Source organism: Planococcus sp. TJ-301 (assembly GCF_058268475.1).
Map to the genome: position 1 here is coordinate 1,345,613 of NZ_JBZDOH010000001.1, position 26,318 is coordinate 1,371,930.

At 48.1% G+C, this 26,318-nt stretch carries 22 protein-coding genes and 2 pseudogenes; 6 read left to right on the top strand and 18 right to left on the bottom strand.

The genetic code is table 11. The features are described from left to right. Nucleotides 1-11: 11 nt before the first annotated feature. On the top strand, nt 12-1,733 hold the full coding sequence (locus AC4EHJ_RS06765; protein ID WP_490974802.1) for a choice-of-anchor I family protein: 1,722 nt from the start codon (nt 12-14) through the stop codon (nt 1,731-1,733). 51 nt (nt 1,734-1,784) lie between these two features. Here the strand turns inward: AC4EHJ_RS06765 and AC4EHJ_RS06770 are convergent, their stop codons facing one another. The 9 genes and pseudogenes from AC4EHJ_RS06770 to AC4EHJ_RS06810 all read right to left on the bottom strand — a co-directional run bounded on the left by AC4EHJ_RS06770 (nt 1,785) and on the right by AC4EHJ_RS06810 (nt 8,918). After that, nucleotides 1,785-3,323 (bottom strand): right-handed parallel beta-helix repeat-containing protein, encoded by a 1,539-nt coding sequence (locus AC4EHJ_RS06770; RefSeq protein ID WP_490974803.1) that lies wholly within the window; start codon nt 3,321-3,323, stop codon nt 1,785-1,787. Between the two features lie 84 nt (nt 3,324-3,407). Beyond that, complete coding sequence (locus tag AC4EHJ_RS06775; protein WP_490974804.1) at nt 3,408-3,770, bottom strand: hypothetical protein; 363 nt, start codon at nt 3,768-3,770, stop codon at nt 3,408-3,410. A 134-nt stretch (nt 3,771-3,904) separates the two neighbouring features. Then, nucleotides 3,905-4,315, bottom strand: a pseudogene (locus tag AC4EHJ_RS06780) (M15 family metallopeptidase); the annotation flags it as partial. Between the two features lie 171 nt (nt 4,316-4,486). After that, nucleotides 4,487-5,068 (bottom strand): annotated as a pseudogene (locus AC4EHJ_RS06785) (Ig-like domain-containing protein); the annotation flags it as partial. A 103-nt stretch (nt 5,069-5,171) separates the two neighbouring features. Beyond that, nucleotides 5,172-6,230 (bottom strand): S-layer homology domain-containing protein, encoded by a 1,059-nt coding sequence (locus AC4EHJ_RS06790; RefSeq protein ID WP_490974805.1) that lies wholly within the window; start codon nt 6,228-6,230, stop codon nt 5,172-5,174. Nucleotides 6,231-6,509: 279 nt separating this feature from the next. Beyond that, complete coding sequence (locus AC4EHJ_RS06795; RefSeq protein ID WP_490974806.1) at nt 6,510-7,226, bottom strand: DUF1028 domain-containing protein; 717 nt, start codon at nt 7,224-7,226, stop codon at nt 6,510-6,512. Nucleotides 7,227-7,243: 17 nt separating this feature from the next. After that, nucleotides 7,244-7,366, bottom strand: a complete 123-nt coding sequence (locus AC4EHJ_RS06800) for a hypothetical protein (protein ID WP_490974807.1) — start codon at nt 7,364-7,366, stop codon at nt 7,244-7,246. Further along, on the bottom strand, nt 7,363-8,799 hold the full coding sequence (locus tag AC4EHJ_RS06805) for a sodium:solute symporter family transporter (protein WP_490974808.1): 1,437 nt from the start codon (nt 8,797-8,799) through the stop codon (nt 7,363-7,365). The genes AC4EHJ_RS06800 and AC4EHJ_RS06805 overlap by 4 nt, the downstream gene beginning before the upstream one ends. Then, nucleotides 8,796-8,918, bottom strand: a complete 123-nt coding sequence (locus tag AC4EHJ_RS06810) for a hypothetical protein (protein WP_490974809.1) — start codon at nt 8,916-8,918, stop codon at nt 8,796-8,798. Before AC4EHJ_RS06810 ends, AC4EHJ_RS06805 begins: the two co-directional genes overlap by 4 nt. A 210-nt stretch (nt 8,919-9,128) precedes the next feature. Here AC4EHJ_RS06810 and AC4EHJ_RS06815 point away from each other — a divergent pair, with 210 nt between their 5' ends. Beyond that, nucleotides 9,129-10,487, top strand: a complete 1,359-nt coding sequence (locus tag AC4EHJ_RS06815) for a hypothetical protein (RefSeq protein ID WP_490974810.1) — start codon at nt 9,129-9,131, stop codon at nt 10,485-10,487. Between the two features lie 51 nt (nt 10,488-10,538). Here AC4EHJ_RS06815 and AC4EHJ_RS06820 read toward each other — a convergent pair whose 3' ends face one another. The 4 genes from AC4EHJ_RS06820 to AC4EHJ_RS06835 form a co-directional block, all read right to left on the bottom strand. Next, nucleotides 10,539-10,961 (bottom strand): CBS domain-containing protein, encoded by a 423-nt coding sequence (locus AC4EHJ_RS06820; RefSeq protein ID WP_490974811.1) that lies wholly within the window; start codon nt 10,959-10,961, stop codon nt 10,539-10,541. A 395-nt stretch (nt 10,962-11,356) separates the two neighbouring features. Then, nucleotides 11,357-12,808 carry an amidase family protein gene (locus AC4EHJ_RS06825; RefSeq protein ID WP_490974812.1) on the bottom strand — a complete coding sequence of 484 codons (1,452 nt, stop codon included), beginning with the start codon at nt 12,806-12,808 and terminating at the stop codon, nt 11,357-11,359. 120 nt (nt 12,809-12,928) lie between these two features. Further along, nucleotides 12,929-14,119, bottom strand: coding sequence for a MalY/PatB family protein (locus AC4EHJ_RS06830; protein WP_490974813.1), 1,191 nt, complete (start codon nt 14,117-14,119; stop codon nt 12,929-12,931). A 116-nt stretch (nt 14,120-14,235) separates the two neighbouring features. Beyond that, nucleotides 14,236-15,771: a Na/Pi cotransporter family protein gene (locus AC4EHJ_RS06835; RefSeq protein WP_490974814.1), complete on the bottom strand. Its 1,536-nt coding sequence runs from the start codon at nt 15,769-15,771 to the stop codon at nt 14,236-14,238. 226 nt (nt 15,772-15,997) lie between these two features. On the opposite strand from AC4EHJ_RS06835, the gene AC4EHJ_RS06840 reads away from it, so the two are divergent. Beyond that, on the top strand, nt 15,998-16,402 hold the full coding sequence (locus AC4EHJ_RS06840; RefSeq protein ID WP_490974815.1) for a DUF2512 family protein: 405 nt from the start codon (nt 15,998-16,000) through the stop codon (nt 16,400-16,402). 55 nt (nt 16,403-16,457) lie between these two features. Here the strand turns inward: AC4EHJ_RS06840 and AC4EHJ_RS06845 are convergent, their stop codons facing one another. From AC4EHJ_RS06845 to AC4EHJ_RS06855, 3 genes are all read right to left on the bottom strand, one after another. Continuing rightward, the gene (locus tag AC4EHJ_RS06845) at nt 16,458-17,987 is read right to left on the bottom strand and encodes a glycosyl hydrolase family 28-related protein (protein ID WP_490974816.1); all 1,530 of its coding nucleotides are present in this window, start codon (nt 17,985-17,987) and stop codon (nt 16,458-16,460) included. Between the two features lie 157 nt (nt 17,988-18,144). Then, a complete protein-coding gene (locus AC4EHJ_RS06850; RefSeq protein ID WP_490975631.1) occupies nt 18,145-19,122 on the bottom strand; it encodes a N(5)-(carboxyethyl)ornithine synthase in 978 nt (325 codons plus the stop codon). 158 nt (nt 19,123-19,280) lie between these two features. Continuing rightward, nucleotides 19,281-20,276: a GNAT family N-acetyltransferase gene (locus tag AC4EHJ_RS06855; RefSeq protein WP_490974817.1), complete on the bottom strand. Its 996-nt coding sequence runs from the start codon at nt 20,274-20,276 to the stop codon at nt 19,281-19,283. A gap of 226 nt (nt 20,277-20,502) precedes the next feature. Here AC4EHJ_RS06855 and AC4EHJ_RS06860 point away from each other — a divergent pair, with 226 nt between their 5' ends. Beyond that, the gene (locus AC4EHJ_RS06860) at nt 20,503-21,327 is read left to right on the top strand and encodes an aldo/keto reductase (RefSeq protein ID WP_490974818.1); all 825 of its coding nucleotides are present in this window, start codon (nt 20,503-20,505) and stop codon (nt 21,325-21,327) included. A gap of 56 nt (nt 21,328-21,383) precedes the next feature. On the opposite strand, the gene AC4EHJ_RS06865 is transcribed toward AC4EHJ_RS06860, so the two are convergent. Further along, nucleotides 21,384-22,289 (bottom strand): AEC family transporter, encoded by a 906-nt coding sequence (locus AC4EHJ_RS06865; protein ID WP_490974819.1) that lies wholly within the window; start codon nt 22,287-22,289, stop codon nt 21,384-21,386. Nucleotides 22,290-22,725: 436 nt separating this feature from the next. Here AC4EHJ_RS06865 and AC4EHJ_RS06870 point away from each other — a divergent pair, with 436 nt between their 5' ends. Continuing rightward, the gene (locus AC4EHJ_RS06870; RefSeq protein WP_490974820.1) at nt 22,726-23,118 is read left to right on the top strand and encodes a GtrA family protein; all 393 of its coding nucleotides are present in this window, start codon (nt 22,726-22,728) and stop codon (nt 23,116-23,118) included. 116 nt (nt 23,119-23,234) lie between these two features. On the opposite strand, the gene AC4EHJ_RS06875 is transcribed toward AC4EHJ_RS06870, so the two are convergent. Continuing rightward, on the bottom strand, nt 23,235-24,203 hold the full coding sequence (locus tag AC4EHJ_RS06875; RefSeq protein WP_490975632.1) for a glycosyltransferase family 2 protein: 969 nt from the start codon (nt 24,201-24,203) through the stop codon (nt 23,235-23,237). 395 nt (nt 24,204-24,598) lie between these two features. Between AC4EHJ_RS06875 and AC4EHJ_RS06880 the strand changes: the two genes are divergently transcribed. After that, complete coding sequence (locus AC4EHJ_RS06880) at nt 24,599-26,134, top strand: glucosyltransferase domain-containing protein (protein WP_490974821.1); 1,536 nt, start codon at nt 24,599-24,601, stop codon at nt 26,132-26,134. Nucleotides 26,135-26,318 lie beyond the last annotated feature (184 nt).

The window sequence follows — 26,318 nt, forward strand, 5'->3', positions numbered from 1 at the left end:
AGGAATTACATATGGCAAAGATGAAAAAATTGCTTCCTGCAGCGGCGATCGGTGTGCTGTCGCTGAGTTTATTCCATTCACCACCCTCGGTACATGCCGCGGCGGAATCAGTGGATGGCATCAAGCTTTATGAAAAAAGCAATAAGGGCTTGGAAGTCAACTTGCTCGGCCGCTATACGAGCGGCGCGGAAATTGATGAAGGCGGAACGGAAATAGTGGCTTATGACGCGAAATCATTCCGTGCTTTCTCCGTGAACGGTGCAGCGAGCGCAATCGACATCATCGACTTGTCCGGATTGAAAAAAGATTCAACTGCGGACATTCCTCTATTAAAACGCATCCCTCTCAGTGAATTCGGCGTCGAAGCATCTGACTTGACCAGTGTCGCGATTCATCCGGACGGCGGCTATATCGCCGTTTCGGCGCCGGCAGCCGACAAAACCAATGCCGGCTCTGTCGTCTTCATGTCAACAGACGGCGAACCGCTCAGCCATGTCCGCGTCGGAGCGCTGCCGGATATGCTGGCGTTCACGCCGGATGGCAGTAAATTGCTGGTTGCGAACGAAGGCGAGCCAAGCGAAGATTACAGCGTCAACCCGGAAGGTTCTGTCAGCGTCATCGACGTCACGTCGCCAATCCGTTCGATCAGCGACAGTGATGTGTCAACCGCTGCGTTCACGGATGATATCATCGATGAAGACGTCCGCAAAGTGCATCCGGACAGCACATACGCCCAAGACCTGGAACCCGAATTCATCACCGTTGACGGAGATGGCGAACACGCGTATGTCGCTTTGCAGGAAAACAACGCCATCGCCAAACTCGACTTGGAAAGCGATCAATTTGTTTCCGTGCAAAGCCTCGGCTTGAAAGATTATTCCGTTCCTGCCAACAAACTTGACGCTTCGAACAAAGACGACGCGATCGATATCCGCAACTGGCCGGTGCTGTCGATGTTCCAACCGGACGGCATTGCGGCGTTTGAATCCCGCGGCGAAACCTACATCCTTTCAGCAAATGAAGGCGACGTCCAGGATTGGGAAGGCTTTTCTGAAGAAACCCGCGTGGCGGACTTGGCGGGAGAATATGAACTCGACGCCAGTTTGTATAAAGGCTCCAACCAAAAGCAGCTCGACCGCCTTGTGAAAAACGGATTATTTGAGGAAAGCCAATTAGGTCGACTGACGACATCCGTTTCCCAACCGAAAAATGAAAAGGGTAAGTATGAAGCAATCTACGGTTTCGGCGGCCGTTCGTTCTCGGTCTGGCATTCGGATTCGATGGAACTCGCTTATGACAGCGGCGATGATTTCGAACAAATCGCGGCTGATGTCTATCCCGATTCTTTCAATGCTACGAACACAGAAGACAAATTTGACAACCGCAGCGATGACAAAGGCCCTGAACCAGAAAGCGTCATTACAGGCGAAGTAGATGGCACCCCTTACGCCTTTATCGGCCTGGAGCGCCAAGGCGGTATCATGGCCTACGATTTATCGAAGCCTACCAAGCCTAAATTCAGCACCTATTTCTCTAGCCGCGTATTCAACGGCGGCGACGTTACCCAAGAAAGCGGCGATGTCGCCCCTGAAGGAATGACGTTCATCCCGGCAGAAGAAAGCCCGACTGGCCAAGAACTGCTGTTGGCTGCACATGAAGTGTCTGGCACTATAGCCGCTTATTCTTTGGAAGATGGCCATAAATACGGAAAGCCGCAAAAAAATAGACGGTAACAAACCAACAAACCCGCCTGCAGCTCCTCTGCAGGCGGGTTCGTTTTTTCGCTACACGAGCGGCGTCGTGTGCGACACCATCCAGGACCGGTGGCGCCGGCTGTAGAAAACGTTGATTTTAAAGCCGATGCCAGCAGGCACTTCAATGCCGAAACGGCCGTTGACCCGATTAACCTCAGCAAAATCGCTAACGAGCTGAACCGGCAAACCGCCGCTGTCTTCTACGAAAATTTCGAGTTCTTCGCCGAACTCGTGGGCAGGAGGTGCCGGGAGCCGGATGACAGCCGGGCCAATCGCATTCGCCGGCTGGTTGACGAAAATGCGCGGACCCGTTTCTGCTCCGAACGTGAAACTGCCGTTTGTTGCGTGCACATATTGATAGGTTCGGCCGTTATAGATGATGCTCGTCGTCATATAGTCGAACGGCAAATTGCGCAGCGACGTGATAGAATCGACGCCGCCCCCTGTACCATCAATCGGTTTTGCGAGCAGCGGGTCAATGATCGACAATCCTGAAGGGTAATCCAAGATAACGTTGGCGTAGCCGTTCGCTTCGAAATAAGCGTGGTGAATGGTGTTTGAATAAGAAGGTGTGGTGTTGATCGTGCCGCTGCCAACGTGGATGCCCGCAATGCCGTTGGAATCGAAGTTGCCGCCTTGGATATTGTGGCCGTAAAGCCCGCGCTGCACGAGCCCCGCTCCAGCATTGCCGACGAAATGGCAATCATAGATGCCGTAGACGTTGTTGTCGCTGCCGCGGTCGATCTGCAAACCGGAACCGATATGCATTTTATACTCGGTGCCTGCACGAAACGTATTTTTCAGGTTTGGCGACACTTTGATGCCGCTTCCGGACACTTCATCGATATGGTAGACAGAACCCGTCCCGGCGCCGATTTTGATGAATGCCCCGGCTTGGACATTGTCTCTTTCCATATTCAAACTGGAAAAAGTGATATCATTGCCGGAGCCGCGGGCGTCAGTTCCCGTCAGCACTTTGCCGTTTTGTTCGAACTTGCACGATTGGTCGAAAACGCACAGGTTGTTATTGCCTTCCTCCAAGATCTGCAGACCGTGGACGATGCCCCAGCTGAACGATGTATTTGAAAAAACCTTGTTTCGGATGTCGCTTGCAATCATGCACACTTTTGCGTTGCGGACAAAGCCATTGGCGGGGTCAGAACCCATGAAGCCGATGCCTTTGATGCCGCCGTCGCTGCCACGCATGCGCACAAGGTAGTCCATCGGTTTGGAAGGGGCGATGATTGTGCTCTGGTCGCTGTAGCCGACCCAGGAGACAATCGTCTGCTTATCGCTGTCGACTTCCGGCACCTCAAGCGGTTCGCTGATGCGGTAGAGTCCAGGCGGGAAAAACAGTGTGCCGCCGCCTTGCTTATTGTAAGCGAACGCAATCGCTTGCTGCAGCGCCCGCCAATCGTCTGACTGGCCATTGCCTTTGGCGCCGAATGCTTTGACGTTGAACGTGCGGTCCGGCCGTTCGCTGAATGTCACTTCCTCGCCGAGTTTCTTGATTTTCTTTGCAGTCGATGCCTGGAGGCCGTACTTACTTTTTTTGGAGCCGAAAGCCATTCATGTCCTCTCCTTGGAAGCGATTTTTCGTGAGCATTTTAACCTAATTCAATTTTCACATAAATTATCCTGCTTTTAAGATAATTAAAAAGGCAAGCCTTCCATCGGGTCTTCATGCGATTTCGCTTCCTGTTTCTCCAGAAATGCGCTGAAGCCGTCCCAGCCATCCGGATTATGCGTCGCGAACAATTCCGCCATGAACTTGCCGAAAGCATCCGGCCGCGCCTTGTGATCCCATACGCAGTGAAAATTGCGGCTGTAAGTGACGCGGTTGAAATTCCCGAAAATATGAGTCAGCGTGCTGACGAGCACCCGCACCTCCGCAATCGCCGGTATGCCCATGAAGCGGTTCTCACTGAACACGAAACCGTTTTGGTCAAGCAACCGGATGCCAAAAGAATTTCCGTGTTCCTCCAGCAGCAACACCAAATCCTGTCTGCCTTCCATACCGCCACCTGCTTTCCCTTTGTTTCTTTAGTCCTTCTATTTTACCACCTCCAAGCACCATTTTTAAGCGTGAAGTCCCGGGATGGCCTGACGATAAAAAAAATTCGGAGGCATCGTGCATGCCTCCGAATCTCCTACTTCCCTTGAACGCCTAAATATTCTTCGAGCGTCAACCCGCTTGCTTTCACTTTAGCAGCGATATTATCGCCGATATAGCGGAAATGCCACGGCTCGTACATATAGCCGGTGATGTTTTCCTTGCCTTTTGGATAACGCAGGATAAAGCCGTATTTATGCGCATTGGCTGCGAGCCATTTGCCTTCTTTCGTATTGCCGAATGTCTCTTCAAGCCAGTTCGCATTATTGTTCTTTCCGCCGAAATCGAACGCCAAGCCCGTTTGGTGTTCACTGAATCCCTGTTCCGCAGCAAAACGGTCAGCTTCGTTCTGGCCGTATTTTAAGACATAATTGGCGTACAATTGCGCCTGGTAGGAATAAGAACGGTATGCGCTGATTGCCTGCAAGTAAATGCCTTGCTTTTTAGCATCAGCAAGCATGGCGTTTGCGCTGCGCAGGGCTATGGCGTTAATGCCCGGATTATAGGTGGACGGCAAGCCGTATTTCTTGTTGACGACCAAGACGCCGCTTTTATACGTTCCCGGTGTTCTCACTGAAGGCGCCGGATAATCCGATGCCCCCGGCTTTTTCAAATACGAGGAATTGACCCAGCCCGTTTTCGTGCCGTATTCTACTTTGAACCAAGAGCCGTTCTTGCTGACGTACTGGACCGTTTTCCCTTTCGGAATTACAGCCGAAACGCCATATTTCACAGAAGCCCCGGTCCGCATATTCAACATGTCCGTCGTTTCATATTTGACTGCGCTCGCCACAACTTTTGCCGTGCTGATTTTACTTTTGTTCTTTGCGGCGTCCAATGCGTAGACGGCTAGTGGCGAGCCGGCTTTTTGTTTAGTGATATTGATGGAATATACGCCTTTTGCTGCAATAACATCTCCCAGCTTCGTCTTGCCTGCGTATGCCACGACTCTCGCGCCGGACTCCGCTTTCCCTTTAATTGCCGCTGATTGGTCTGTCACTTTATTGACCGAAGGGGCTGCGGGTGGTGTCTTATCTGCTGTGGCCAATGCGAATCCTTGTTTTCCCGATCCATCCGCAGGGACAGCTGCCGTTACAGAAAAGGCTAATGCCGCTGTGATCATCCATTTCGTCCATTTCATCTTCCCACTCCTTTTGCTGTTCTGTGCCTGAAAGCTTAAACCATTTATGTACTTCCTCATCAAAGAAATTCAAACCGCGTTATTTCATTAGTTTATCACCCATCGTTTTCCAATAAAACAAATATCCCCTTAACAAAATTGCCTTCTGTTAAGGGGATTTGTTTTATTCGACTGCAATCAGTTCAAACACGACCTGGCCTTGCGCATCGATTGACTTGATCGTCGAGTAGCCTTCCGCCATATAATACCTCAACCCATCCGGCGCCGTCACTTCCGTCGCGTTTGTGAAGGTCTTGTAGCGCGTCTTCACGGTTTTGTTGACAGCTGTGATGGTATTGGTGATTTTTTCATCACCGAGGTAATTGACGATTTTCTGCCCGACCTTCACTGGATAGACGAGCGCGATATTGTATTCCGAATATGGGTAGCCGAACGCAAACATCGTGTAGCTTTCAAGCTCCTGGTATTCGTAGACGTCATCTCCTGACCTGATCGTCCACATAAAACCGTATTCCAGTTCGCCTTTGTCCGGCACATCGATAAAGCGATGAATTTCACGGGAACCGTCCGGACGCAGGTAAGTGAAGGCTTTGGTCTTGTCTTTCTGGTAGGAATGCGGAATCACCGCCCGATTCTTAAAACACGGTTCGAGCGCTCGCGCCAGGAATGCTGCGAACTCGCCGCGTGTTACATGGACAAGCGGACGGAATGTGTTGTCTGAATGGCCTATGTCGATATTCGCCACCCGCATTTTGCTGACAGCCTCGAAATAATACGCGTCTTCCTTCACATCCGCAAAGCCGCCGAACTGCACGCCAAGGCTGAACATCCGGTCAAGGATCACTGCCATATCGGCGCGGATGATAGGTGCATTCGGCCGGTACGTGCCATCGGGATACCCTTTCAGCAAGCCAGCTTTCGCCGCTTGGGCGATATATCCGCTCGCGTAATGGCCAGTCGGCACATCGGTGAAAGGCGTCGCGCTGCGGTCACCGTCAAATCCTTTCAAACGGCCGATCATCACCGCCACCTCTGCGCGCGTTACCTTCGCCTCCGGCCGCACCGTGCCGTCTGGGTAGGCGATGATAACTTTCCTATCCATCAAATAATCGATTTCATCATGATACAAATGGGTACTGGGCAAATCCGTGGCGGCACCGGCGCTTGAAAGGACCAGCACCATCGACAAGGCAATCACAAATGGACTCAATAGTCTTTTCAAATCCTCACTCCTCCACAGAAAATTTTCTCACTTCATTCTACCAGTAAAAAGTTAATAAAATCTATAAAAATTACTAAATACTCTGTTTTTTCCCTTTCCATTAAATGCACAAAAACCGCTGTCAGGAATCTTTAGGATTCCGGCAGCGGTTTTCATTTAACTATAAAAAATATTATTTCGTATCCGCGCTTTCTCGAAAACTCAAAAAGCAATTTAAATGTATAAACTAAATTTTCTCCGGCAATGGACCGCATTTAATATGTCTTTTAATATTCTGTTTTAACTTTCATCCTGAAGCAGTCCCATTTCTCTCGATGACTCAAAGTCGAACATTCCGGCCGGGTTCTTTAAAGTCGGCAGCATCTCAACGAATGGAAACAATTCTTTTTTCGCCACTTCAAATACTCTACGCAGCTCTTTAACCGGATCGGCGTGTTCATCCACCCGTAAATCGACGAGCGGATATTCTTCGGTGGAGTAGACTTTCACCGAAGCAGATTGCTTACCTCGCTTGTCTCCCCCTGCCAGCTGCCCGGCTTCGAGCGCTAGGAGCAGACGCTCGGCCAAGGTCTGGCCAAGGGAACTTTTAAAGGATTTTTCCATCTCTATGATAGTTTCTTCGCCTACGAGCATATTGCCCGCGATTGCATAATTCTCTCCCGTTAAATGGCCATACCAGCCATCGCATTTATCCCCAGAAAACGCGACGGCATTGCCGTGCTTGTCGACGATGCCGAACTGACGGATTTCCGGATTCGGATCTTCTTCTAAAATCCTCTCCATCACTTGCTGAGCTGACCCTCCTTGCTCCAAATACTTCAAGCCATTGATGCCGATATAAGGGTTCACGAACGATTGAGTAGCGACTGCGCCCACGCCCGCTTTAACAAATGGACAAAGTGTCCCGACTGCCGGCACCCGAGTAGAAACGGCCACGCCGAATTGTCCCGTTTTCTCATCCCGTGCGGTTATTGAAAAAGTATTGAGTTTTATCATGTTCTTCCTCCTTTTGTCTACCAAATATTTTTCTTTTTGAGCTCATAGATAAAGTACCCGAATATCGTCATCATCAACAAAGCGGACCCAAGAATGCTGACCCAAATCAAGAAGGTGAATGCCCCGAGAGAAATCGTCATTTACGCACCTCCTCTGAGGATTGTTTCCGCCCGACCCGGTAGAGTTTATCCCAATCGTAGTCGGCCGGTTTCACCAAGCTGCCGATAAAGCAAACCAGGAAAGAAATCCAGCCGCTTGCCACGACTCCTTGCAGGCCCCCGACTGTAAAGTAGACGTAATATCCTACGATGATGGCAAGGATTGAGGCGGCAAAGCTGACATGCGCGTGCAGCTTTTTCCAGAACAGACCGTAAATGATTGGGAAGACGAAGGCGGCGTTGATGACGCCAAGAAAAATGAGCATCTGCAGCATGGTCAGGAATTTTGGCAATGAAATCAATAGCGCCAAGACCCCGATTGCTACCGTGAGCAGTTTACTGATGCGCAGCAATTTTTCATTGTCCGCTTTCGGATTGATCGATTGATAGATATCGTGGATCAACAGCGAGACCAAGGCGTTCAGTATTGCGGCAATCGTCGAAGCGAGCGCCGACCAGACGCCGACCAAGAATACCCAGCTGACAAATTCCCCGCCGTAGATCTGCGCAATGAACGGCGCTACTTGGTTGATTTCATCCGGTGCCTGGTTCGTGCCGATTGCGACAAATGCCAGAGTAGCGGTCGCCAGCGGAACGAAAAACCAGCCAATGCCAGCGAGCGCAAAAATGCTCATCAACTTATCTTTGCGCACGGCATAAGCCCGCTGCCAGAATGTGTTGTCCATGAACACTTCCCCGATGGCAAACATCGCACCGGCAAACATGAACAAGATTCCCGCCGGCAGAAACAGATCGAGCTTCTCCGGAGCGAATTCCGCCATGCCCTGATAAACCGGCGCCACCCCTGTCGAGAAATAGACGATAGGCGGCACGACAATCACCACAATGAATATCAGCATGACCTGGAAAAAGGCAATTCCGGTAATAGACGAGAAGCCACCCATAGTCGCATAGGCGATAACGATGATGAACGTCAACACCACCGCCAATGTGTACGGGACTTCAAAAATTTGTTCAAGCAGCAGGCCGCCGCCGATGCCTTGCGTCATGAGAAGACCGAACATATAAAGAAACAGCATGACCATGAAAAAGTAATAGTTCTTCTTATCAAATCGGTTTTTATAAAAATCACCGACAGTTTTACCGTTCGGGATGATTTCATGGATGCGTTTGCCGAGCGGCGAAAACGACACAACGGCCACACCTCCAAGGAACGAATAGGCGATTGCTCCAATGACGCCCATGCCATATGCCGCTTCCGGCGCTGCCATGATCGTATTCCCAGTGACCCAGAAAGCCAGAAGCGACGTGGTGCCGAATGCGACGCCCAGTTTACCGTTCCCGGAAATATATTCATCCGCAGTAGACACTTTCCGCGAAATGAACCAGCTTGAAATGATGAAAATGGCTCCGAGAATCAAAATGACGATGATGTTGCCCCACGGAATGTTCATTCGCTGCCATCTCCTTCCCCTCTGTGTTTCATCTCACCGTACAATCCGAACAAAGGACCAAAAGCTGAAATAATAACAATTACAAAAAGCACAATACTGCTTGTAATCCAAAATGTCATTATGTCTCCCTCCTTTTAATTTCAAGAATATTATATGTTATCAGAAAATAAACATAAAGATTTATTTTTATTATTTTATCAGGTTTTTAAGAATTCCTTTTATTATGCTTTAATAATAGTAGTGCTATTAACCAACAAAAGCCCTTTTAAAAGACGACTCTCAACTTTTCTGGCACACTGAAGATACCTAACACAGAAGGAGTTCCTGACATGAAACCGATCTTGCGGCCACTCAGCACGCTCTTGATGGGCGGAACGTATTTGGTGTCCATCTTTTTTCCGTTCCCTTATGCTTCTGCGTTCGTCAGCCTATTTGCATTGATTGCGCTCTTGTCTTTTTTCCCTTATTTGAAACGGGTACCAAAAGTGCTGATCCTCATGCTGACAGTCGGGGCACTCGCAATGGACATCAGCAAAGATGGCCTGTACGCGTTTTTCATCGGCTTGCAGACGAATGCGAACGTCCTTGCCATTTTTATCTTCGTGCCGCTGCTTGCGATTCCAATTCGGCAAGGCAATTACCTGACATACATAGAAGTCATTTTTTCCTACTATATTAAAAAGACAGACCACCTGTATCTGTTTTCGACCTTGACCGCCGGCAGCATCGGAGGCGTCATGAACATCGGCTCTATTCCGATTCTCTACCAGCTGACGGATACGCCAACATTCCAGCCGTACACAATACTGCGAATTAAGGCGATGGTGCGCGGATTTGTCCTGGCTTTCTTATGGTCGCCTTATTTCATCTCGGTCGGGCTTGTCCTGTCGTATTTTGATGTCACGTGGACGCAGCTTTTTCCAGTCGGCATCGGGCTGACATTGATCATCATGCTTTGCGGCTATCTGCTAGAGAGAAAATCTACGGAACCTATACCGCGGAACGCACCGCTGCCTGACCCTTTGGAATTGCACCGAGCGAAACAGAAAGTTGCCGAACTTACTGTGATAGTGGGCTTGATCACGGCCATTATCATGGTCAGCGAAAAAGCGACCGGTTTGTCGGTGCTGACGGTCATCCCGCTCGTCGCCATCGTTATGTCATTTGTGTGGTCTCTGTTTTTTTCGACTCGGCAGCAGCTCATCCGCAATTATCAGACCTTCTTCGACGCGCGTGTTCCTGGCATGGGCAACGAATTGTCGCTGTTCATCATCGCTGGTGCATTTGGCACTGCGCTCCTCAACAACGGCGCTGACGATTGGATCGTGGCATTGCTCGACGCCTTGAACATTACAAGCGTCCTGCTCTTGGTTCCTTTGATGCTTGCGCTCATGGTCATCCCAGCGCTCCTCGGGCTCCATCCTGTGATCACCGCCACAATCCTGGCCATCACGTTAAGCGATTCGCCGCTGTTTGCCGATGACCATTTCTATTTGAGCCTCGGGCTGCTTGCGAGCTGGATGGCAACAACACTCATCTCGCCGTTTTCCGGACTGAATCTGCTGCTTGCCGCACTCAGCCGGCAGAGTCCCTTTGAAATCAGTTTGAAACACAACGCCGTTTTCGCATTGATGCTGTGGATCATTTGCTATGCGGCCATCGTTGTCTTATACCTTCTGGAACGATAAAAACAGCCGTCCTGGAGTTCTCTAGGGCGGCTGTCTTCATTTTTTTCCTTATTAATGTGGATCGGCTGGTTTTGAGATGTCTTCAATCGCTTCTCCTGCGTGTTGGTCTGACGGGTCTTTCACCGCAATGTCTCCGAGTGAGACAATACCGACCAATCGTTCTTCTTCAACAATCGGCAGACGGCGGATCTGGTTTTTTGCCATCAATTCCGCTGCATCTTCAATATCCATATCCGGGCTGCCTGTAACGAGCTGTGTTGAAAGGATTTGACTGACAGGTGTATCGAGCGATAACTGCGCTGCCACTCCCCGGGTCACGATGTCCCGGTCGGTGATTATGCCAGTCAGTTTTCCATTGTCTGTAATGGGAATAGAACCGACATCGAGCTTAAGCATTTGCGTTGCCACATCCTGGATCGTGGTATCCATCGTGCACATATCTACGTCACCTGTCATAATTTCTCTCACTTTCATGATACTGCCTCCTTTAGTTTCTTAAACTATCCGTGGCTCATGAAATTTAGTTATCTTTCGAATAAACCCTTTATCGCAATCGACTTTTGCTATTTCTCCAGCTCAAAGGCAGCTTCCTTCGCTCCCATGAAAGCCAAAAACAGTTGGCTATCGGTCGGCTTTTCCTATGCCTTTTTGGCAATCGAATCTGCGAGCTACGTCAGTCCGCCGGAAATGCGTATCATCGAATTGAAAGTTAAGATATTCTTTTTCATCCCTTCACCTCTCTTTTTTTGCAAATCTTTATTTATACAATTCCCATTTCCAATCCAGATAAACCGCTTTTTAATGCTTCACTCAACCTAATAAAAACAGCCGCTCTCACGTTCTGAGAGCGGCTGTTGCTGGGATGATCTTTATTCAAACACAGGCGCAATGCGCTTTTTCGTCGCCTGTTCATATGCATACGCGAGGCTGATCAATTTCGCTTCGCTCCACGCCAAGCCGCTGAACGTTACACCGACTGGCATGCCTGTTCCGGTATACCCTGCAGGCACTGTGATGGATGGGTAGCCCGCTTTCGCTGGCATCGCTGCGCCGTGGTTGTTCTCGAACAGCAAAGCGTCCAAATTATGCGCTGCCATGACGGCGTCGATGCCTTCTGCCGTCGACTGGCGCACGTCAGTTTCCCGGTGTTCCATGTAGCGCGGGTCTGCAGGGTCATCAGTCAGCCCATAAGCTTTTTCCAGTTCCGCTTGCCCGAACTTCATCCGTGATTCAGGATCTTGCTTGTTGAATTCGATGACGTCGGCAAGCGATTTCACTGGCACCTTATCCGTCGTTTTGCTGAGGTAATTGTCGATTCCCCGCTTGAACTCATACCACAAAACTTCCGATTCGAATTCAGGACGCGGCATCAACACGTCCTCGATGATGGCGCCTTGCGCTACCATGTCGGCGATTGCTGTTTCTATGACCTTCCGCTCTTCCGAATCCGCAGCGCTCAGGAACGTGTGGTCAATACCGATGCGCACCCCGCGCAGCGCGTCTTTTTGCAGATGCAGCGTGTAATCCGCCAATGCGTTGCCATCACTTTCAAGCGTCTTCGGATCTTCTTTGTCGAAGCCGGCAAGAATCCCCAGCACGACTGCTGCATCTGCAACGGTGCGCGCCATCGGTCCAGCCGTATCCTGGCTTTCCGCAATCGGGATGATCCCGGTGCGGCTGATCAATCCGACTGTAGGTTTAATGCCGACAATGGAGTTGGCACTTGCCGGGCTGAGAATAGAACCGGACGTTTCCGTACCGATGCCAGCAGCTGCCAGATTCGACGCAATCGCTGCGCCAGTGCCTGAACTCGATCCTCCAACACGTCCTGCTTCAAACTTTCCAGGGCCATAAGGATTTTGCACTTGGCCGCCGAGCGCGCTATAACCGCTTATGCCATTTTCCGCCATGAAATACGCCCATTCGCTCAAATTGGTTTTTCCTAAAATGATCGCACCGGCCGCTCTCAATTGCGCTGCCACAAAAGAGTCCACCATTGCGTAATTCTCCTGCAGAGCGATGGTCCCTGCGGTGGTCGGCATATCATCCGTCGTGTCGATATTATCTTTCACTAGCACCGGGATGCCGTATAATGGGCCTTGTCCAGCCTGCCCGCGGATAGCGTCCAACTCTTCAGCGATTTTCAGCGCATCGGGATTCACCGTCAGCACCGAGTTGATTTTTGGTCCATTCTTGTCAAATTGTTCGATGCGGTCCAGATACAACTGAACCAACTCCACTGATGTCAATTGCTCTGCGGCAAATGCCTCCTGGATTCTTTCTATCGTTGCTTCTTCTATATTAAATGTCGTTTTTTCCATATTGTCAGCTCCTTTTGCTATCAAAAAACCCGAATGGGGTCCACTTTAAAAGTGTACCCCATTCAGGCAAATGTATATCCTTTGCTGAAGCATTTTTTATTCGCAGGTATGATCAACCAATCACTTCAAGTCTTCAAATTCCTTCGCAATGCGTTCCAACGCCTCTTTGATCAATGGGCGAGGTGACGGAGTGCATATGCGCTGATACAGCTCGCCTTCTTCCCCAAACATTGTGCCATCTTCGAGGATAACGTTCGCTTTATTGTAGATGCGGTCGTGGATTTCCTCAGCCGAAATGCCGTAGCCGCTGAAATCGAGCCACATGATGTAAGTGCCTTCTGGAATAAAGGTTTTTACTTTCGGCATATGCTCCGCCAAAAACTTTTGCGTGAACTGCATTGTACCGTCGATATAGTCTTTCAGCTGCTCCAGCCATTCGTCGCCGTCGTTGTAAACGGAAATCAACGCTGCAATCGCGAATGGCGATGACAGTTGGAAGCCCATTTCGGTACTGAACTTGACGCGCAGCTCTTCGTCGGTAATAACGGCATTTGTGCAATGCAGGCCGGCGACATTGAACGTTTTGTTGATAGCCGTCAATGTGATGATGTGGCTGCTGTCTTCGACAACCTTCGCCATCGGCAGGAATGTCTGCTCTTTGCGCACCAAATCCCCATGGATTTCATCCGCGACAATGACCACATTGTAGCGGCGGCAAATATCCGCCATCTTCACTAGCTCATCTTCTGTGAACACGCGTCCAGTCGGATTGTGCGGGTTACACAAGATGAACATTGTCGTGTCTTCTTCCTTCGCCTTGTTTTCCAGATCTTCAAAATCCACCGTGTAATAATTATTGTCGTCGGCAATCAATGCGTTATTGACCACTTTTCGGTCGTTGCCTTCAACCGCCGAAGTGAAAGGTGGATAAACCGGGCGCTGAATGATGACGCCGTCGCCTGGATTGGTGAACGCTTTTACCGCAACATTCAGGGCGTGAACCGTGCCTGGGCTGAAAATGATTTGTTCTTTCTCGATCTTCCAATCGTGGCGCTTGCTGAACCAATGCTGGATTGCCTGGAAATATTCGTCCGGGAATACCGAATAGCCGAAAATCCGGTGATCGACCGTTTTATGCAGCGCGTCGATGAGCGGCTGCGGCACAGGCAAATCCATGTCCGCCGTGAACAACGGAATCGTATCCTCATCGTAGCGATCCGTGATGCCGAACTGCTTGATGATGTCTGCGCCGTCCCATTTCAAAGAATATGTACCTCTTCTATTAACAAACTCATCGAAATTATAGTTCATTTATAAACACCCTTTCCTTTAAATGGCTTCTCCATCCATCGTAACGCAAATGCTTTCTTAAATCCCGATTTCCGGCTTGCCTGCTGGGGGAATTAATTCAGAAGCGAGAAATCGAGTTATCCCCCCAGCCGCGCCACCGCACGCCAGAAATGATAGAGCACGCCGTCGTACCACAACAGCGCCTCGACTTTTTTCAGCACGAGATCCAACTCTTCGCCGGATTTCGCTGCGCGCACAAAGTATTCATCGCGCCGGACTTTGCGGTGGCTCGCCATCGCCGCTGATGCTTCGCCGAGCTCTTTGATCAGTTTCGGCATAGCTTTATCATCCAAAATGCGCTGTTCAGCGTCTTCCATCAACGGCAGCCAGCGCTCGGCAAGCCCGGGGTGGAGACGGTCCGCTCCTTTAGCGGAAGGTTCACTGAGCACCTGCAGCAGCCGGTCGATGTGGTCGAGTGCGTGCAGAATTTGCACGTGGCGGTTGAACACAATAGGCGACATCGTTTCGATTTTTGCCAGGAATGTACGAACTTGCATCGCTGCATCGTGCAGATGGGCAATCTGGTCTGCATCGGTATCGCCGTCTGCGAGTGCACCGCGTGCGAGTCCGAACAGCTTCGCCAAAATCAGCTGGATGGTGCGCTGCGCCGCTTCGAGTGCGACTTCCGGGATGCCAGCTACTGGAGCATCCAAATGATGCAGCAAGGGATCGCCTTTGTCCGGAACCAGCCATTCAAGCAGCTGGACAAACCACGGCAGCACTGCTGCAAAAACCGCGACTCCCAGCACATTGAACAGCGTATGGAAAATCGCGATGCCGACCGCAGCGTCGAATGTGCCGAAAAGCGCAGTACTGAGCGCACGGGTCACCCAGATCAATATCGGTGAAAGCAGCACGGCAAGGACCGCCGTCCCTAGATTGAACAGCACGTGCGTCAGCCCCGCCCGTTTCGCTGCAGTGCCTGCACCGATTGCAGCCAATACTGCCGTCAAGGTCGTGCCGATATTCTGGCCAATGACCAGATAGACGGCTTGTTCAAAGCCGATGACACCAGAAAACAAGGCTGTCAAGGTCGTCGCAACTGCGACCGATGACGACTGCATGATGACCGTCATCAACGTGCCGACAGCGATCAGCAAAAAGATGTTCGTCATGCCTTCGAACGACACTGCTGCCTGCAAATCCACCATGCCCGTCTGCAATACCCCGACGCCAAGAAACAACAGGCCGAATCCCGCAACGACTGTACCGTAGGCTGCTGGACGCTTTTTAAAGACCGTCTGTGCCAAGACGCCGATGCCGACAATCGGCAGTGCCCACGACAACAGATCCACTTTGAAGCCAATGAGCGACACCAGCCATCCAGTGCTCGTACTGCCGATGTTCGCCCCCATGATGACGCCGATTGATTGCCGGAACGGCAGCAAGCCCGCGCTGACAAAGCCGATCGTCAAAAGCGTCACTGCTGTTGACGACTGGATAATGGCGGTGATGAGAGTGCCGGAAAAAATAGCGCGGCCGGTCCCGCCGGCAATTCGGTTCATCCAAGCTTTGATGAACTCGCCCGCCAGCTCTTTCAACGCCCCTGTCATCATTCCCATGCCAAGCACAAACAAGCCGATGCCCCCGATAAGCGCAGCCGCCATCTCCATGGCTTTCACCTCCAGCCGTTCCCTCTCCCCTAGTGTAAAACAAACCGGTGATAAAAAAGCAACTTTTAACTGAAAATTCTTTCTTTTTAACGAAGAATATTGATATGATAATAAAAACATGAGCAACACGGCGCGATGTAGTTGCCATTATACGCTCTAGTTCCGCTTAGTTTCTTGCAGAACGGGTAAATTCCTACTAAGAATATATTGCGAAGGAGGCCAGTTTATGAACATGAAATTGCTGATAGGCTTTATTGTAAAATTCGTCATGATTACGGCGGTTCTGCTGATTGTGCTGGCATGGATTTTTGATGTGCCCGTCGTCGACACACTGCTCATCAGCCTCGCGCTGACAGCGTTGTCCTATGTTATGGGTGACTTGTTTATCTTCCTGCATGCTGGCAATCCAGCCGACCAGAAAACGCGCAATTCCATCGCAACGTTCATTGATTTCACCGTCGCGTTCTTGCTGATCTGGCTCATCGGCCGGATTCTTGGCAGCACAAGTGAAGAATTGCTGGTGCCTGCGCTGTTGTCCGCTTTGATTCTTGCCGGCGGCGAATGGTTTTTCCACAAATATGTCGACCGCAGCATCATGCCAGGGTACAACACTCCTGTCCGGAGCCGCTGACTCCCATGCCTGCTAAAAAGCCCGTTCCAGAAAATCTGGATCGGACTTTTTTGGTTTATTTTTCATAAGCTACCGGTATCGTGTGCGACACCATCCATGAAGAACTCTTTTTGCTGTAATAAGCTGAAATCACATACCCGACTCCACCGGGAACCAATACCCCCAAGTTCCCCGGCTGTTTATTGACGGAGGCATATTCGCACACCAACTGCACCGGCTGGCCGCCGCTGTCTTCGACAAAAATCTCGAGCTTTTCCTTGAATTGATGCTTCGGCGCAGACGGCAGCCCAATGACAGCCGGGTTCTTTGCGCCGGCAGGACGGTTTATTGCCACCTGGGAAGTTTCTTCCATCGAAAAAGGTTTGCCGCAATCCGTTTCTGCAACATAGCCGTAGTTCCGGCCATTATAAGTGATGCTTGTTGTATCATAATCGAAGTAATAGCCGCGCAATGAAGTAATCGAGTCGATATCACCCGCTGTCCCATCGACCGGTTCCGCAAGCAGCGGCTCAAGAATAGTTAAACCGGACGGGTAGTCGAGAATTATATTCGCGTAGCCATTTGACTCGAAGTAAGAATGGTTGATTATATTGGAATAGGCAGGCGTCGTATTGATCATGCCGGAACCGATATGGATGCCGGTGATGCCATTCGCATCGAAATTGCCGCCTTGGATGTGATGGCCGTATAGCCCGCGCACCATGAGACCGGCACCGGCATTGCCGACGAAATGGCAGTCGTAAATGCCGTAGACGTTATTGTCGCTGCCGCGGTCGGTTTGGAGGCCACAGCCGATGTGGATTGCATAATCCGTTCCCTGCTGGAGAGGAGTTTTCAAGTCAGGAGACACCGTAATGCTCCCTGAACATACTGTATCGACATGGTAGACCGAACCTTTGCCGGTGCCGATCTTTAAATAAGCGCCGACGTGGACATCGTTCATTTGCGGATTGAAATCCTTAAACGTCACCGTATCTGCCTCACCTCTTGCGTCGGTGCCTTTAATGACAATTCCGTTCTGTGAAAACTGACACAGCCGGTCGAACACGCATAGATTGTTATTGCCTTCCCCTGTAATCTGAAGCCCATGGACCGCTCCCCAGACAAACGCCGCATTCGAAAACGCCTTGTTCCGGATATCCGTAGCGAGCATACAGACTTTGGCGTGCTGTGCGTAACCGTTCATCGGGTCCGTCCCCCGGAATTTGATGCCTTCGATCATTCCATCGCTTCCCCGCATACGAACCACATAAGGCATCGGTGCAGAAGGTGCAATCACTGTTGATTTCGGGCTTTGGCCGATCCAGGAAACGGTGTTTTCCGAATCCCTTTCCGGCACTTCAAGCGGCCGGCTGATCCGATACAGGCCTGGCGGAAAAAACAGTGTCCCGCCGCCTGGATTGCCGTAGATAAAATCAATTGCATCTTGAAGCGCGCCCCAATCATCCGCTTCCCCGTCTCCTCCAGCACCAAAAGACTTCACATTATAAATAGCGTCGACTGCGCTGACATCACTTCGCGTATTCAAATTACTCGGACTGGGTTGGTTGCCAAAGAGTTTGCGTTGTTTCGGTCTGAATGCCATGGAATTCCCCCCTAATAGATTTTGCTTGAAATAAGACTATCTATTTTTCAGAAAACATACAATAAAAAAACCATTGTTCCATGCGATAGCTCGCTTTGAATCCTATCCTATCCAAAAAACTCCCGCACCAATTTCCGGTGCGGGAGTTTACTTTGATTCATTTCACCAACAAGCCGCGTGCTTCTCTGAACTCGGTGATGTGGTGATCGATAATGCGGCCGTTTTCGATGACGACTGCTTCTTTGACCATGTCGGACCAATTGCCTTCCGTCAAGTCATCGAGCATGCTCCAAAAGCCTTCGCTCAGCACTTTTGTGACGGTGTGCGGGAACATTGCCGGCGTGTTGTCGACTGTGTAATGGATGATGCCATCGACCGTGTAGACCGGGTTGTCAATCGTCGACGGGCGTGACGTTTCGATTTCCAGTTCTGGATCGCAGCTGACATCAACAATCATGGCGCCTTTTTTCAAGCGCTTTAAGTCTTCTTTGTAGATGATGCGGTCTGTGCGCTTCGTGTCCCACATAACGCAGTTTACGAGAACATCGTATTCGGTCATTTTCTCACGGAACAGCGATTCGAGCCTGCGCCCGAACACATCAACTTCCGCGCCAAGTCCGTGGAGGATGCGTATAGCACCTTTGGCGGTATGGCCGTTGCCAAGGATCGCGACTCTCGTTTCGTACGGCATTTTGCCGGCATATTGGTAAGCTTGCAGAATGGCTGCTTCGCCTGCTACTTCACGATTGCGGTAGAAAATATAGCGCCCGCCTTCGAACATTTCTTCCCACGCGATAACCGTGTGCTTGCCTGCAAGTACTGCGTCAGTAAAACGGATGTCCTGAACAGCGTGCGCCCAGCCGATCAATAATTTGCCTTCAGTGATTTGGTCAAAGTAATCGGCGTCGCCGAGCTTCACGTCGACGATTGCTTCGCATTCCAATGCGCGTTCGCGTGATACGATATGGACACCGTGTGCAGCGTATTCTTCGTCCGCTATGCCGAGTGCTTCGCCGTAGCCTTGTTCAAAATACAAGCGTTCAGGGAACTTGATGCCCGACATATCCTTCGGCAAAATCGCCCGGCGCTTTTCGTTGTTTTTATGGCTGATGACAAATCCTAATGTGTAAATAATAAACCCTCCGCTTCAACTTAAATCCGATCAGACGGCAGCTACGGCGAATTATGCCGCTGCATGAACCAGCCTCTCTCTAAATCATACCATGACCGGTGAAAATCAGGCATATTTAGATATTATTTATTGTGGCAGCGGATTGATGTTCTTCCTTATCTTTAAGTGAAAGAGAATCCAAGCGGCGCTGTTAGCCATTCAAGCGGCGGCATTCCTTCAAAACCAGGGACACCTTCTACCGCGGCGAAAAGTTTGTCATAGGCTTCCTGGTTCCAAATTTTCCGGCCGGCCCAAGACTCAAAGCGCGTGTTGCGGCTGAACTGCTCATTCAAAGCGAAGCCCGCATCATCGCGAGTGATGCCTCCAAGGTGGATAAATGACGCGCCGTGTTGTTTGCCCCAGCACGTGAGGCCGTATTGCAGCACGTGCTCCGGCGACAGATGGGAGAAGCTCGGCAGCGCCGCAGTTAGTTCCGGCTGCAGCACACCTCCGGTAAAAAGACTCAAGGACATTGCAATGGTGCGTTCTTTAAAGACCGCTTCTGTGACAACAAGATGCGGCCCCAGCTTTTCGATGCAATTGGTGAGCAGGTACCGGTCCAAGTTACGGCCTCGCGGATTTTGTTGGCCCGCAAGCGATAAATACAGCTCGGCAAACCGAGCCGCGTTGGACGGGCCAGCAGTCACACGCGCATCCACACCGTATTCAAGCGCTTTGAACAGCATCTTTTTGCCGCCTTCCGAAAATTCGTCGCAAACCGGGTTTTTGACGCGGAGGTCGATCGCCGCGGTTTCGCCGATGAATTCCGTTTCGTAACAGCCCGCAAAATCAGCCGCATTGCCGAGTTCCGGATCGAAATACACCTGTTCGCTGATGATGTTTTGCTCCAGGCAATACTTACGGAACGCCCGCTCAAACGCAGCGGCGAGTTCCCAGCGTCGGCCTTCTTTGCACGCTAAAATAACGGGGCCGCCATAAGCGAAAGGCGTCACCGCTTCAAAATAAGTTTGGGTATCGATGGCAATCGGAATCTCCCGCTTGAGGAAAATGCTGCGCACCGTACCCACTTCATTATGGAATTCATAGACGGCGATTTCGCCGCCGCCTATTGATTCAACTAGCTGCCCGTAACGTTGGGCAAATTGTAGATCGTCCATTGCCATAACCCCTTTTCATCGTTGAAATAGAGAGCGTGCGCTTTGGAATCACTTTGCGTGACCTGTTTGTTTGTTAACTTCATAATAGAAAACGTAGGTTAAATCGAAGTTAAATTGGAAAAATAATTCCTTTCATTGAATTTATTCGTAAACCGAAGGGTTAAGGCATTGCTTCGAAGGGTATCTACTGAACAAGTAAACTTATTTGAAAAAGGGGATCTGCTGAATGGAATTTGTAACGTTGAATAATGGATTAAAAATGCCACAGCTTGGCTATGGGGTTTGGCAAGTGCCGGACAACGAAGCAGCCGATGCGGTTACAGAAGCGTTGAAAGCCGGCTACCGCTCGATTGATACCGCGATGATTTACAAAAATGAACAAGGCGTCGGGCAAGCATTGAAGGAATCTTCCGTGCCGCGCGAAGAATTGTTCATCACCACAAAAGTGTGGAACAGCGACCAAGGATACGACAGCACATTGCGCGCTTTCGAGGAAAGCCTGGAACGTTTGGGACTCGACTATGTTGATCTGTACTTGATCCACTGGCCAACGCCGGATTTCGGCCAATACGTCGATACATATAAAGCGCTTGAAAAGCTTTATAAAGACGGCAAAGTCAAAGCGATCGGCGTCTGCAATTTTGAAATCGAGCACCTTGAGCGCTTGCTTGAAGAATGCGACGTTGCGCCTGTCTTGAACCAAGTCGAATGCCATCCTTACTTGGCACAGACTGAGCTGAAGGAATTTTGCGCACAGCACGATATTTTCGTAGAAGCGTGGAGCCCGCTTGACCAAGGCGGCGAAGTGCTGCAGGACCCAACGGTGATGAAAATTGCCGCTGCTCACAGTAAGTCACCGGCACAAGTCGTGCTGCGTTGGCATTTGCAGAACGGCACCATTGCGATTCCGAAATCCGTTACGCCGTCCCGCATTGCCGAAAACTTCCAGCTCTTCGATTTCGAGCTGTCGGCTGACGACATGGAAAAAATTCATGCATTGAACAAAGACCGCCGCAAAGGCGCACATCCAAACGAAATGAACGTACGCTAGTAACATAAAAGAAAGCCCATTCCAATTGGAATGGGCTTTCTTTTAGCTTGCCGAGGTTACAGCACCAGCAGCAATATCGGAATCGTCACAATGCTCGCTAATGTGCTGATGAACATTGCACTCGACACCAAATCCGGATTCATATTGAATTTGATGGCCAATAGCGTCGTTGTCGCCGCAGTTGGTGTTGCAGCAGCGACCAACAACACTTTCGCTTCCAGCGTGTCTGCCGGATATAAAAGCTGCAGCAGCACGAATGCAAGCGCCGGAAACACAATCAGCTTAAACAGCACCGCTGTGCCGATAAACGTGGCGACGTTTTTCAGCTGGACCGATGCCAATGTAATGCCAAGAAGCGTCAGCATCACCGGGATTGACGCCTGCCCAAGCAAGCCCGCCGCGCTTTCAATCGCAGCCGGCACTGGGGTTCCAGTAATTTTCAAAAACAGCGCAAGCAAAATAGCGATAAACGCCGGCATCCGCACGACCGTCAGGAAGATGTCCTTTTTTGGCGCATGGCGGTGGTTTGATGCGTAGAACACTCCTGCCGAATTCATCAAGAAGGATTGCATGACAAGGTAGATGATTCCAATTGCCAGCCCTGCTTCGCCAAATGCAAAGAGGATGATCGGCAGTCCGTAATTCCCCGCATTCGGAAACCCGCTCGCCAACATCAAGGTGTTTTGATAAGCCCCTTCCCATTTGAAAAGCTTTCCCGCTAGCCACACGAACACCGCGAAAATGATAAACAGTGTAAACGAAAAAACCACGATCCGGCCAAAATCGTCTAAATCCATCTCGGAAGTCGAAACCGAATAAAAGAACAGTGCAGGGCTGAAGACGTAAATCGACAAATCCGACACCGACTTCGAATTGATTGACATCGTTTTGCCAACGATAAAACCGACAGCCAGCAACAGGAATACCGGCAACACCACATTTAATATTTCAGTAAGAACCAACTGCATTCACATCCGTTGTTATTATAGGAAGGCGTCACCGCTATTTCCTTATCCGTCAATTCTACAAAAAGGTTGTGAGGAATACTAGATTTCAGGGATATTTTAAATGCTGGAACATTCCAGGTTGTAAAAATCCGTATTTAAAAAGGAACGAAGCGGAAGCAATAGGGACTGGCACAGGCCGCCGCATTTTGAAATCTTGACAATCGCTGAAAAAATTCCCGACTCTTTTTATTCGCATTATTCATGATAAATAAAAGGAACGTTTCTCTATCAAAGAACGCTTTTTAAGTGCAGATGGATAATACCAGGTTTATAGAAAAGACAAGAAAGATTATAAAACAGAAGTTTTTATCCCCTTGCAAAATCCATTGATATCAGTCACCATTAGGAAGGTGTTTTATCAAAATTCTATTAGAGGCTGGAGCAAGATACTATGGTAAGTAAATTTTTAAACAATGAAGTTTTTCGTTTTGCATTAGTTGGCGGCTTCAACACGCTCAATTACTATATTCTATATCTTCTTTTTTTCTATGTTTTTTCCATCAGCTATTTAGCAGCTCATATTTCAGCTTTTTTAATTAGCATGGTAGGCTCTTTCTTTCTGAATGCGTATTTCACTTACAAATCGCGGCCTTCTTTAATGAAATTTCTAAAGTTCCCTTTAACTTATGTGGTAAACATTTTTGTTTCTACTTTAAGTATTTATGCGCTTGTGGAGTTACTAGGGTTAAATGAAACAATTTCTCCTTTAATCGCCACTCTGATCGCTATTCCGTTTACCTTTGTTATTTCAAGAAAAATATTAAAACCGGAACATAGCACTTGAACAACGGATTTCAAAGATGGAATACAACTAATCTTTGCTAAAAATCGGGTGTAATAGAAAAAGAAGACCGGCTGAGAAATCATAGATTTCACTCAGCCAGGTCTTCTTTTCATTTATTAACCATTCCGTTGCTTTTCATTTTTTCTTAAAGCAAGTGGTGAATAATATTCATCAACCAAATAAACCGGCCGCTTTTTTGTTTCATTAAAAACCTTGCCTAAATATTCTCCGATTATACCCAACGATATCAACTGAATTCCACCCAAAAACAAAATGACTGTCATTAATGAAGGATAGCCTGGAACAGATCCTCCAAATAATAATGTCCGGATAAAAATGAAGAGCATGAATAACAGTGCACAAATAGAAATGACAATTCCGAAAAATGAAGAAATCCGCAACGGAGCTACCGTGGAGGAAGTTATGCCATCAATGGCTAGGTTAAAGAGTTTAGGATAATTCCATTTAGTAGTACCCGCCGCCCTCGGTTCTCTATCAAATAATAATTCCTTTTTATTAAAACCGATCCAACTGAACATGCCTTTCGTATAACGCTGAGATTCGCGTATCTGTTTCAACGCCTCTAAACATTTACGGTCTAATAACCGGAAATCTCCCGTATTATTTTGGATGGGGATATTAGAAACTTTTTCTAGAATTTTGTAATAGGAATTAGATGACCATTTTTTAAACCAGGTCTCTCCCGCTCTTGTATTTCTTTTCGCAAAAACATCGTCATAACCTTTCTCCCAATACCGGATCATTTTTGGGATAAGTTCAGGAGGATCTTGTAAATCTGCGTCTATAATAATAACCGCGTCTCCATTGACATGGTCAAACCCTGCCAACATGGCGACTTCCTTGCCAAAATTTCTCGACAAATTGATATAGGAAATTTCCGAATGCGTCAGTGCCAACTTTTTTAACATTTCAAGTGTTCGATCGGAACTTCCATCGTTGACAAATAAAAATTCAAAATGATAATTTGATAACTTGGACGTGACAGCTTTTAATCGATGCAGAAGCGGATTCAGTACTTCTTCTTCGTTATATGCCGGAATAAGAATTGTAATTAATTTCTTTATTTGGATTCACCCACTTTGTAAATATTATATTTTATGTAATTATAATACCATATAAAGATAAAATACTCATACTATCGCTCCATAAATTGGAATAAAAATCCCATACAACATTTTTTTATGATATAATTTTAAAGGTTTTTAAAAAGGAAAGACATAAGGGATGTTGATGTTGTTTCAAGAATTCGAGTTAAAATATTAGACCGCTTAAAGCAACCTGATATTGAACGATGCGCAGCTCTGTCGTCGAATTACCTCAAATGAACGTTCGCTTATCTCGTTTAATTTTTTTAAAGAAAATGCTGAACACATGAGCGGCTTGAACATTAAAAAATTTTCATCCACCGATATTTACAATTTTTTAGAAAGTGAAATTACTACTTAAAAAGGAGAAAATGATGCCAGAACAACTTATTCTTAAATGGGGCCAAATGATAAAACCGCAATGGAAAGTGGCTTTTTTTGCATCCATTGTAATTGGTTTCCTAACGCATGTGTATATATTTACGAACGCTTTACCAAATCATGACGGATTACTCAATATTTACAGCCCACAGATGAAATTTGGTCTTGGCCGCTTCTTTCTGGCACCATTTAGTGGCATCAGTTCATATTTTGATTTGCAATGGGTGAACGGAGCACTTTCTATTTTATACTTAGCTCTGGCTACTGTTGCCCTAACAGAATTATTCAACTTAAAAAAGAGTATTTCTATTATTTTAACTGCTGGTCTGCTCGTCACCTTCCCTACTGTCACATCAACTTTTTCTTATATGTTTACAGCTGATGGATATATGGTTGCATCGCTATTGACCATACTCGCGTTACTGATCACCAAAAAGTATACATACGGTTTTCTGCCAGGTGCGTTGCTTTTTTATCTAAGTGTCGGTGTATATCAAGCCAACCTGCCTTTTCTATTAACTTTAGGCATGGTATTTCTAATTAGTGAAATCCTTTGCCATCAAGTCACATTTAAAAAACTAATGGTTTACATTCTCCGATTTATCGCGTTAACGGTAATTGGAATGGGATTATACGGCATTACATTTTATGTATATACAAACTTCTTTGCTGGAGAAATTTCAGATTACCAAGGGTTGAAAGAAGTCGGCAGTACTTCAAGCACGTTATCCGAACGCTTGACACTGATCAATGATTCCTTCAAAGAATTCTTCTTTCGTGGATATGTTACCGAAATGCCCGTCAATCTATTTGAGGTATTGAATGTCTTGGTTTTCGCCTTGATTGTGATCGGCTTTATCTGGTTTGTTTTCAATAATAGACTTTACCGCCGCATACCGATGATATTGATTGCGATCATTTTGCTACTTAGTTTGCCTTTAGCAGCTTATAGTTTATATTTCGTTTCTTCTAACGTCAGTTATCATATGCTCATGGTTCTAACGCTCATAAGCTTTTACTTACTTCCTGTTATTTTTTACGACAATTACACAAGCCAAAAATTAATCTCTCCGGCCATTTCATGGAGTACAGTTTTAATTTCGGCGCTTATTGTTTTCAATTTCGCTTTGATTGCCAACATTTCCTACTTTAATATGAATTTAAAATACGAAAAGTCCTCTGCCTTCTTGAATCGTGTCGTTTACAGGATTGAACAAACCGATGGGTTTAATGAAGCATCAAAAATTGCCGTTTTTGGCAGAATATCCATGGATTCTAATGTTAGTACCACAGAAGTTCCGGAAAACGTCCCTGACATGACCGGCATGCTGGGAAACAGGTTCTTGGCTTATCCGGCTCATTACAAGAGAATGATGATAAATTATTTCGGGATTTCATATGGTTTAGTTACTGATGCAGAGAGTGAAAAAATCAAATCAAGCAATTTATATAATGAGATGGATATTTGGCCAGCAGCCAGTTCGGTTCAGCTGATCGATGACACTATCATTATTAAGCTAAGCGAATAAAGCTTTGTAGCAATGTAAACTGCCTTGTCCTTGTTAGCTATCTTAACTTAGGCAAGGCAGTTTTATGTAGTTGTTAAGTAAAGTATTTTGTTATTTTCACTTCAAGAATAACTATAAGAAAGTGCTCGCTCAATTCCGTTTTTCAGAGAGCGGCGCATTTCATAAGAACTCCACATCTTGGTTA

Excerpts from the sequence above, each read along its gene's own strand:
- AC4EHJ_RS06825 (WP_490974812.1), bottom strand. The coding sequence starts at position 12,808 with ATGGAAAAAACGACATTTAATATAGAAGAAGCAACGATAGAAAGAATC.
- AC4EHJ_RS06765 (WP_490974802.1), top strand. The coding sequence starts at position 12 with ATGGCAAAGATGAAAAAATTGCTTCCTGCAGCGGCGATCGGTGTGCTG.
- AC4EHJ_RS06775 (WP_490974804.1), bottom strand. The coding sequence starts at position 3,770 with ATGGAAGGCAGACAGGATTTGGTGTTGCTGCTGGAGGAACACGGAAAT.
- AC4EHJ_RS06810 (WP_490974809.1), bottom strand. The coding sequence starts at position 8,918 with ATGACATTTTGGATTACAAGCAGTATTGTGCTTTTTGTAATTGTTATT.
- AC4EHJ_RS06800 (WP_490974807.1), bottom strand. The coding sequence starts at position 7,366 with ATGACGATTTCTCTCGGGGCATTCACCTTCTTGATTTGGGTCAGCATT.
- AC4EHJ_RS06820 (WP_490974811.1), bottom strand. The coding sequence starts at position 10,961 with ATGAAAGTGAGAGAAATTATGACAGGTGACGTAGATATGTGCACGATG.
- AC4EHJ_RS06870 (WP_490974820.1), top strand. The coding sequence starts at position 22,726 with ATGGTAAGTAAATTTTTAAACAATGAAGTTTTTCGTTTTGCATTAGTT.
- AC4EHJ_RS06770 (WP_490974803.1), bottom strand. The coding sequence starts at position 3,323 with ATGGCTTTCGGCTCCAAAAAAAGTAAGTACGGCCTCCAGGCATCGACT.
- AC4EHJ_RS06855 (WP_490974817.1), bottom strand. The coding sequence starts at position 20,276 with ATGGACGATCTACAATTTGCCCAACGTTACGGGCAGCTAGTTGAATCA.
- AC4EHJ_RS06860 (WP_490974818.1), top strand. The coding sequence starts at position 20,503 with ATGGAATTTGTAACGTTGAATAATGGATTAAAAATGCCACAGCTTGGC.
- AC4EHJ_RS06815 (WP_490974810.1), top strand. The coding sequence starts at position 9,129 with ATGAAACCGATCTTGCGGCCACTCAGCACGCTCTTGATGGGCGGAACG.
- AC4EHJ_RS06880 (WP_490974821.1), top strand. The coding sequence starts at position 24,599 with ATGCCAGAACAACTTATTCTTAAATGGGGCCAAATGATAAAACCGCAA.
- AC4EHJ_RS06830 (WP_490974813.1), bottom strand. The coding sequence starts at position 14,119 with ATGAACTATAATTTCGATGAGTTTGTTAATAGAAGAGGTACATATTCT.
- AC4EHJ_RS06805 (WP_490974808.1), bottom strand. The coding sequence starts at position 8,799 with ATGAACATTCCGTGGGGCAACATCATCGTCATTTTGATTCTCGGAGCC.
- AC4EHJ_RS06845 (WP_490974816.1), bottom strand. The coding sequence starts at position 17,987 with ATGGCATTCAGACCGAAACAACGCAAACTCTTTGGCAACCAACCCAGT.
- AC4EHJ_RS06795 (WP_490974806.1), bottom strand. The coding sequence starts at position 7,226 with ATGATAAAACTCAATACTTTTTCAATAACCGCACGGGATGAGAAAACG.
- AC4EHJ_RS06835 (WP_490974814.1), bottom strand. The coding sequence starts at position 15,771 with ATGGAGATGGCGGCTGCGCTTATCGGGGGCATCGGCTTGTTTGTGCTT.
- AC4EHJ_RS06840 (WP_490974815.1), top strand. The coding sequence starts at position 15,998 with ATGAACATGAAATTGCTGATAGGCTTTATTGTAAAATTCGTCATGATT.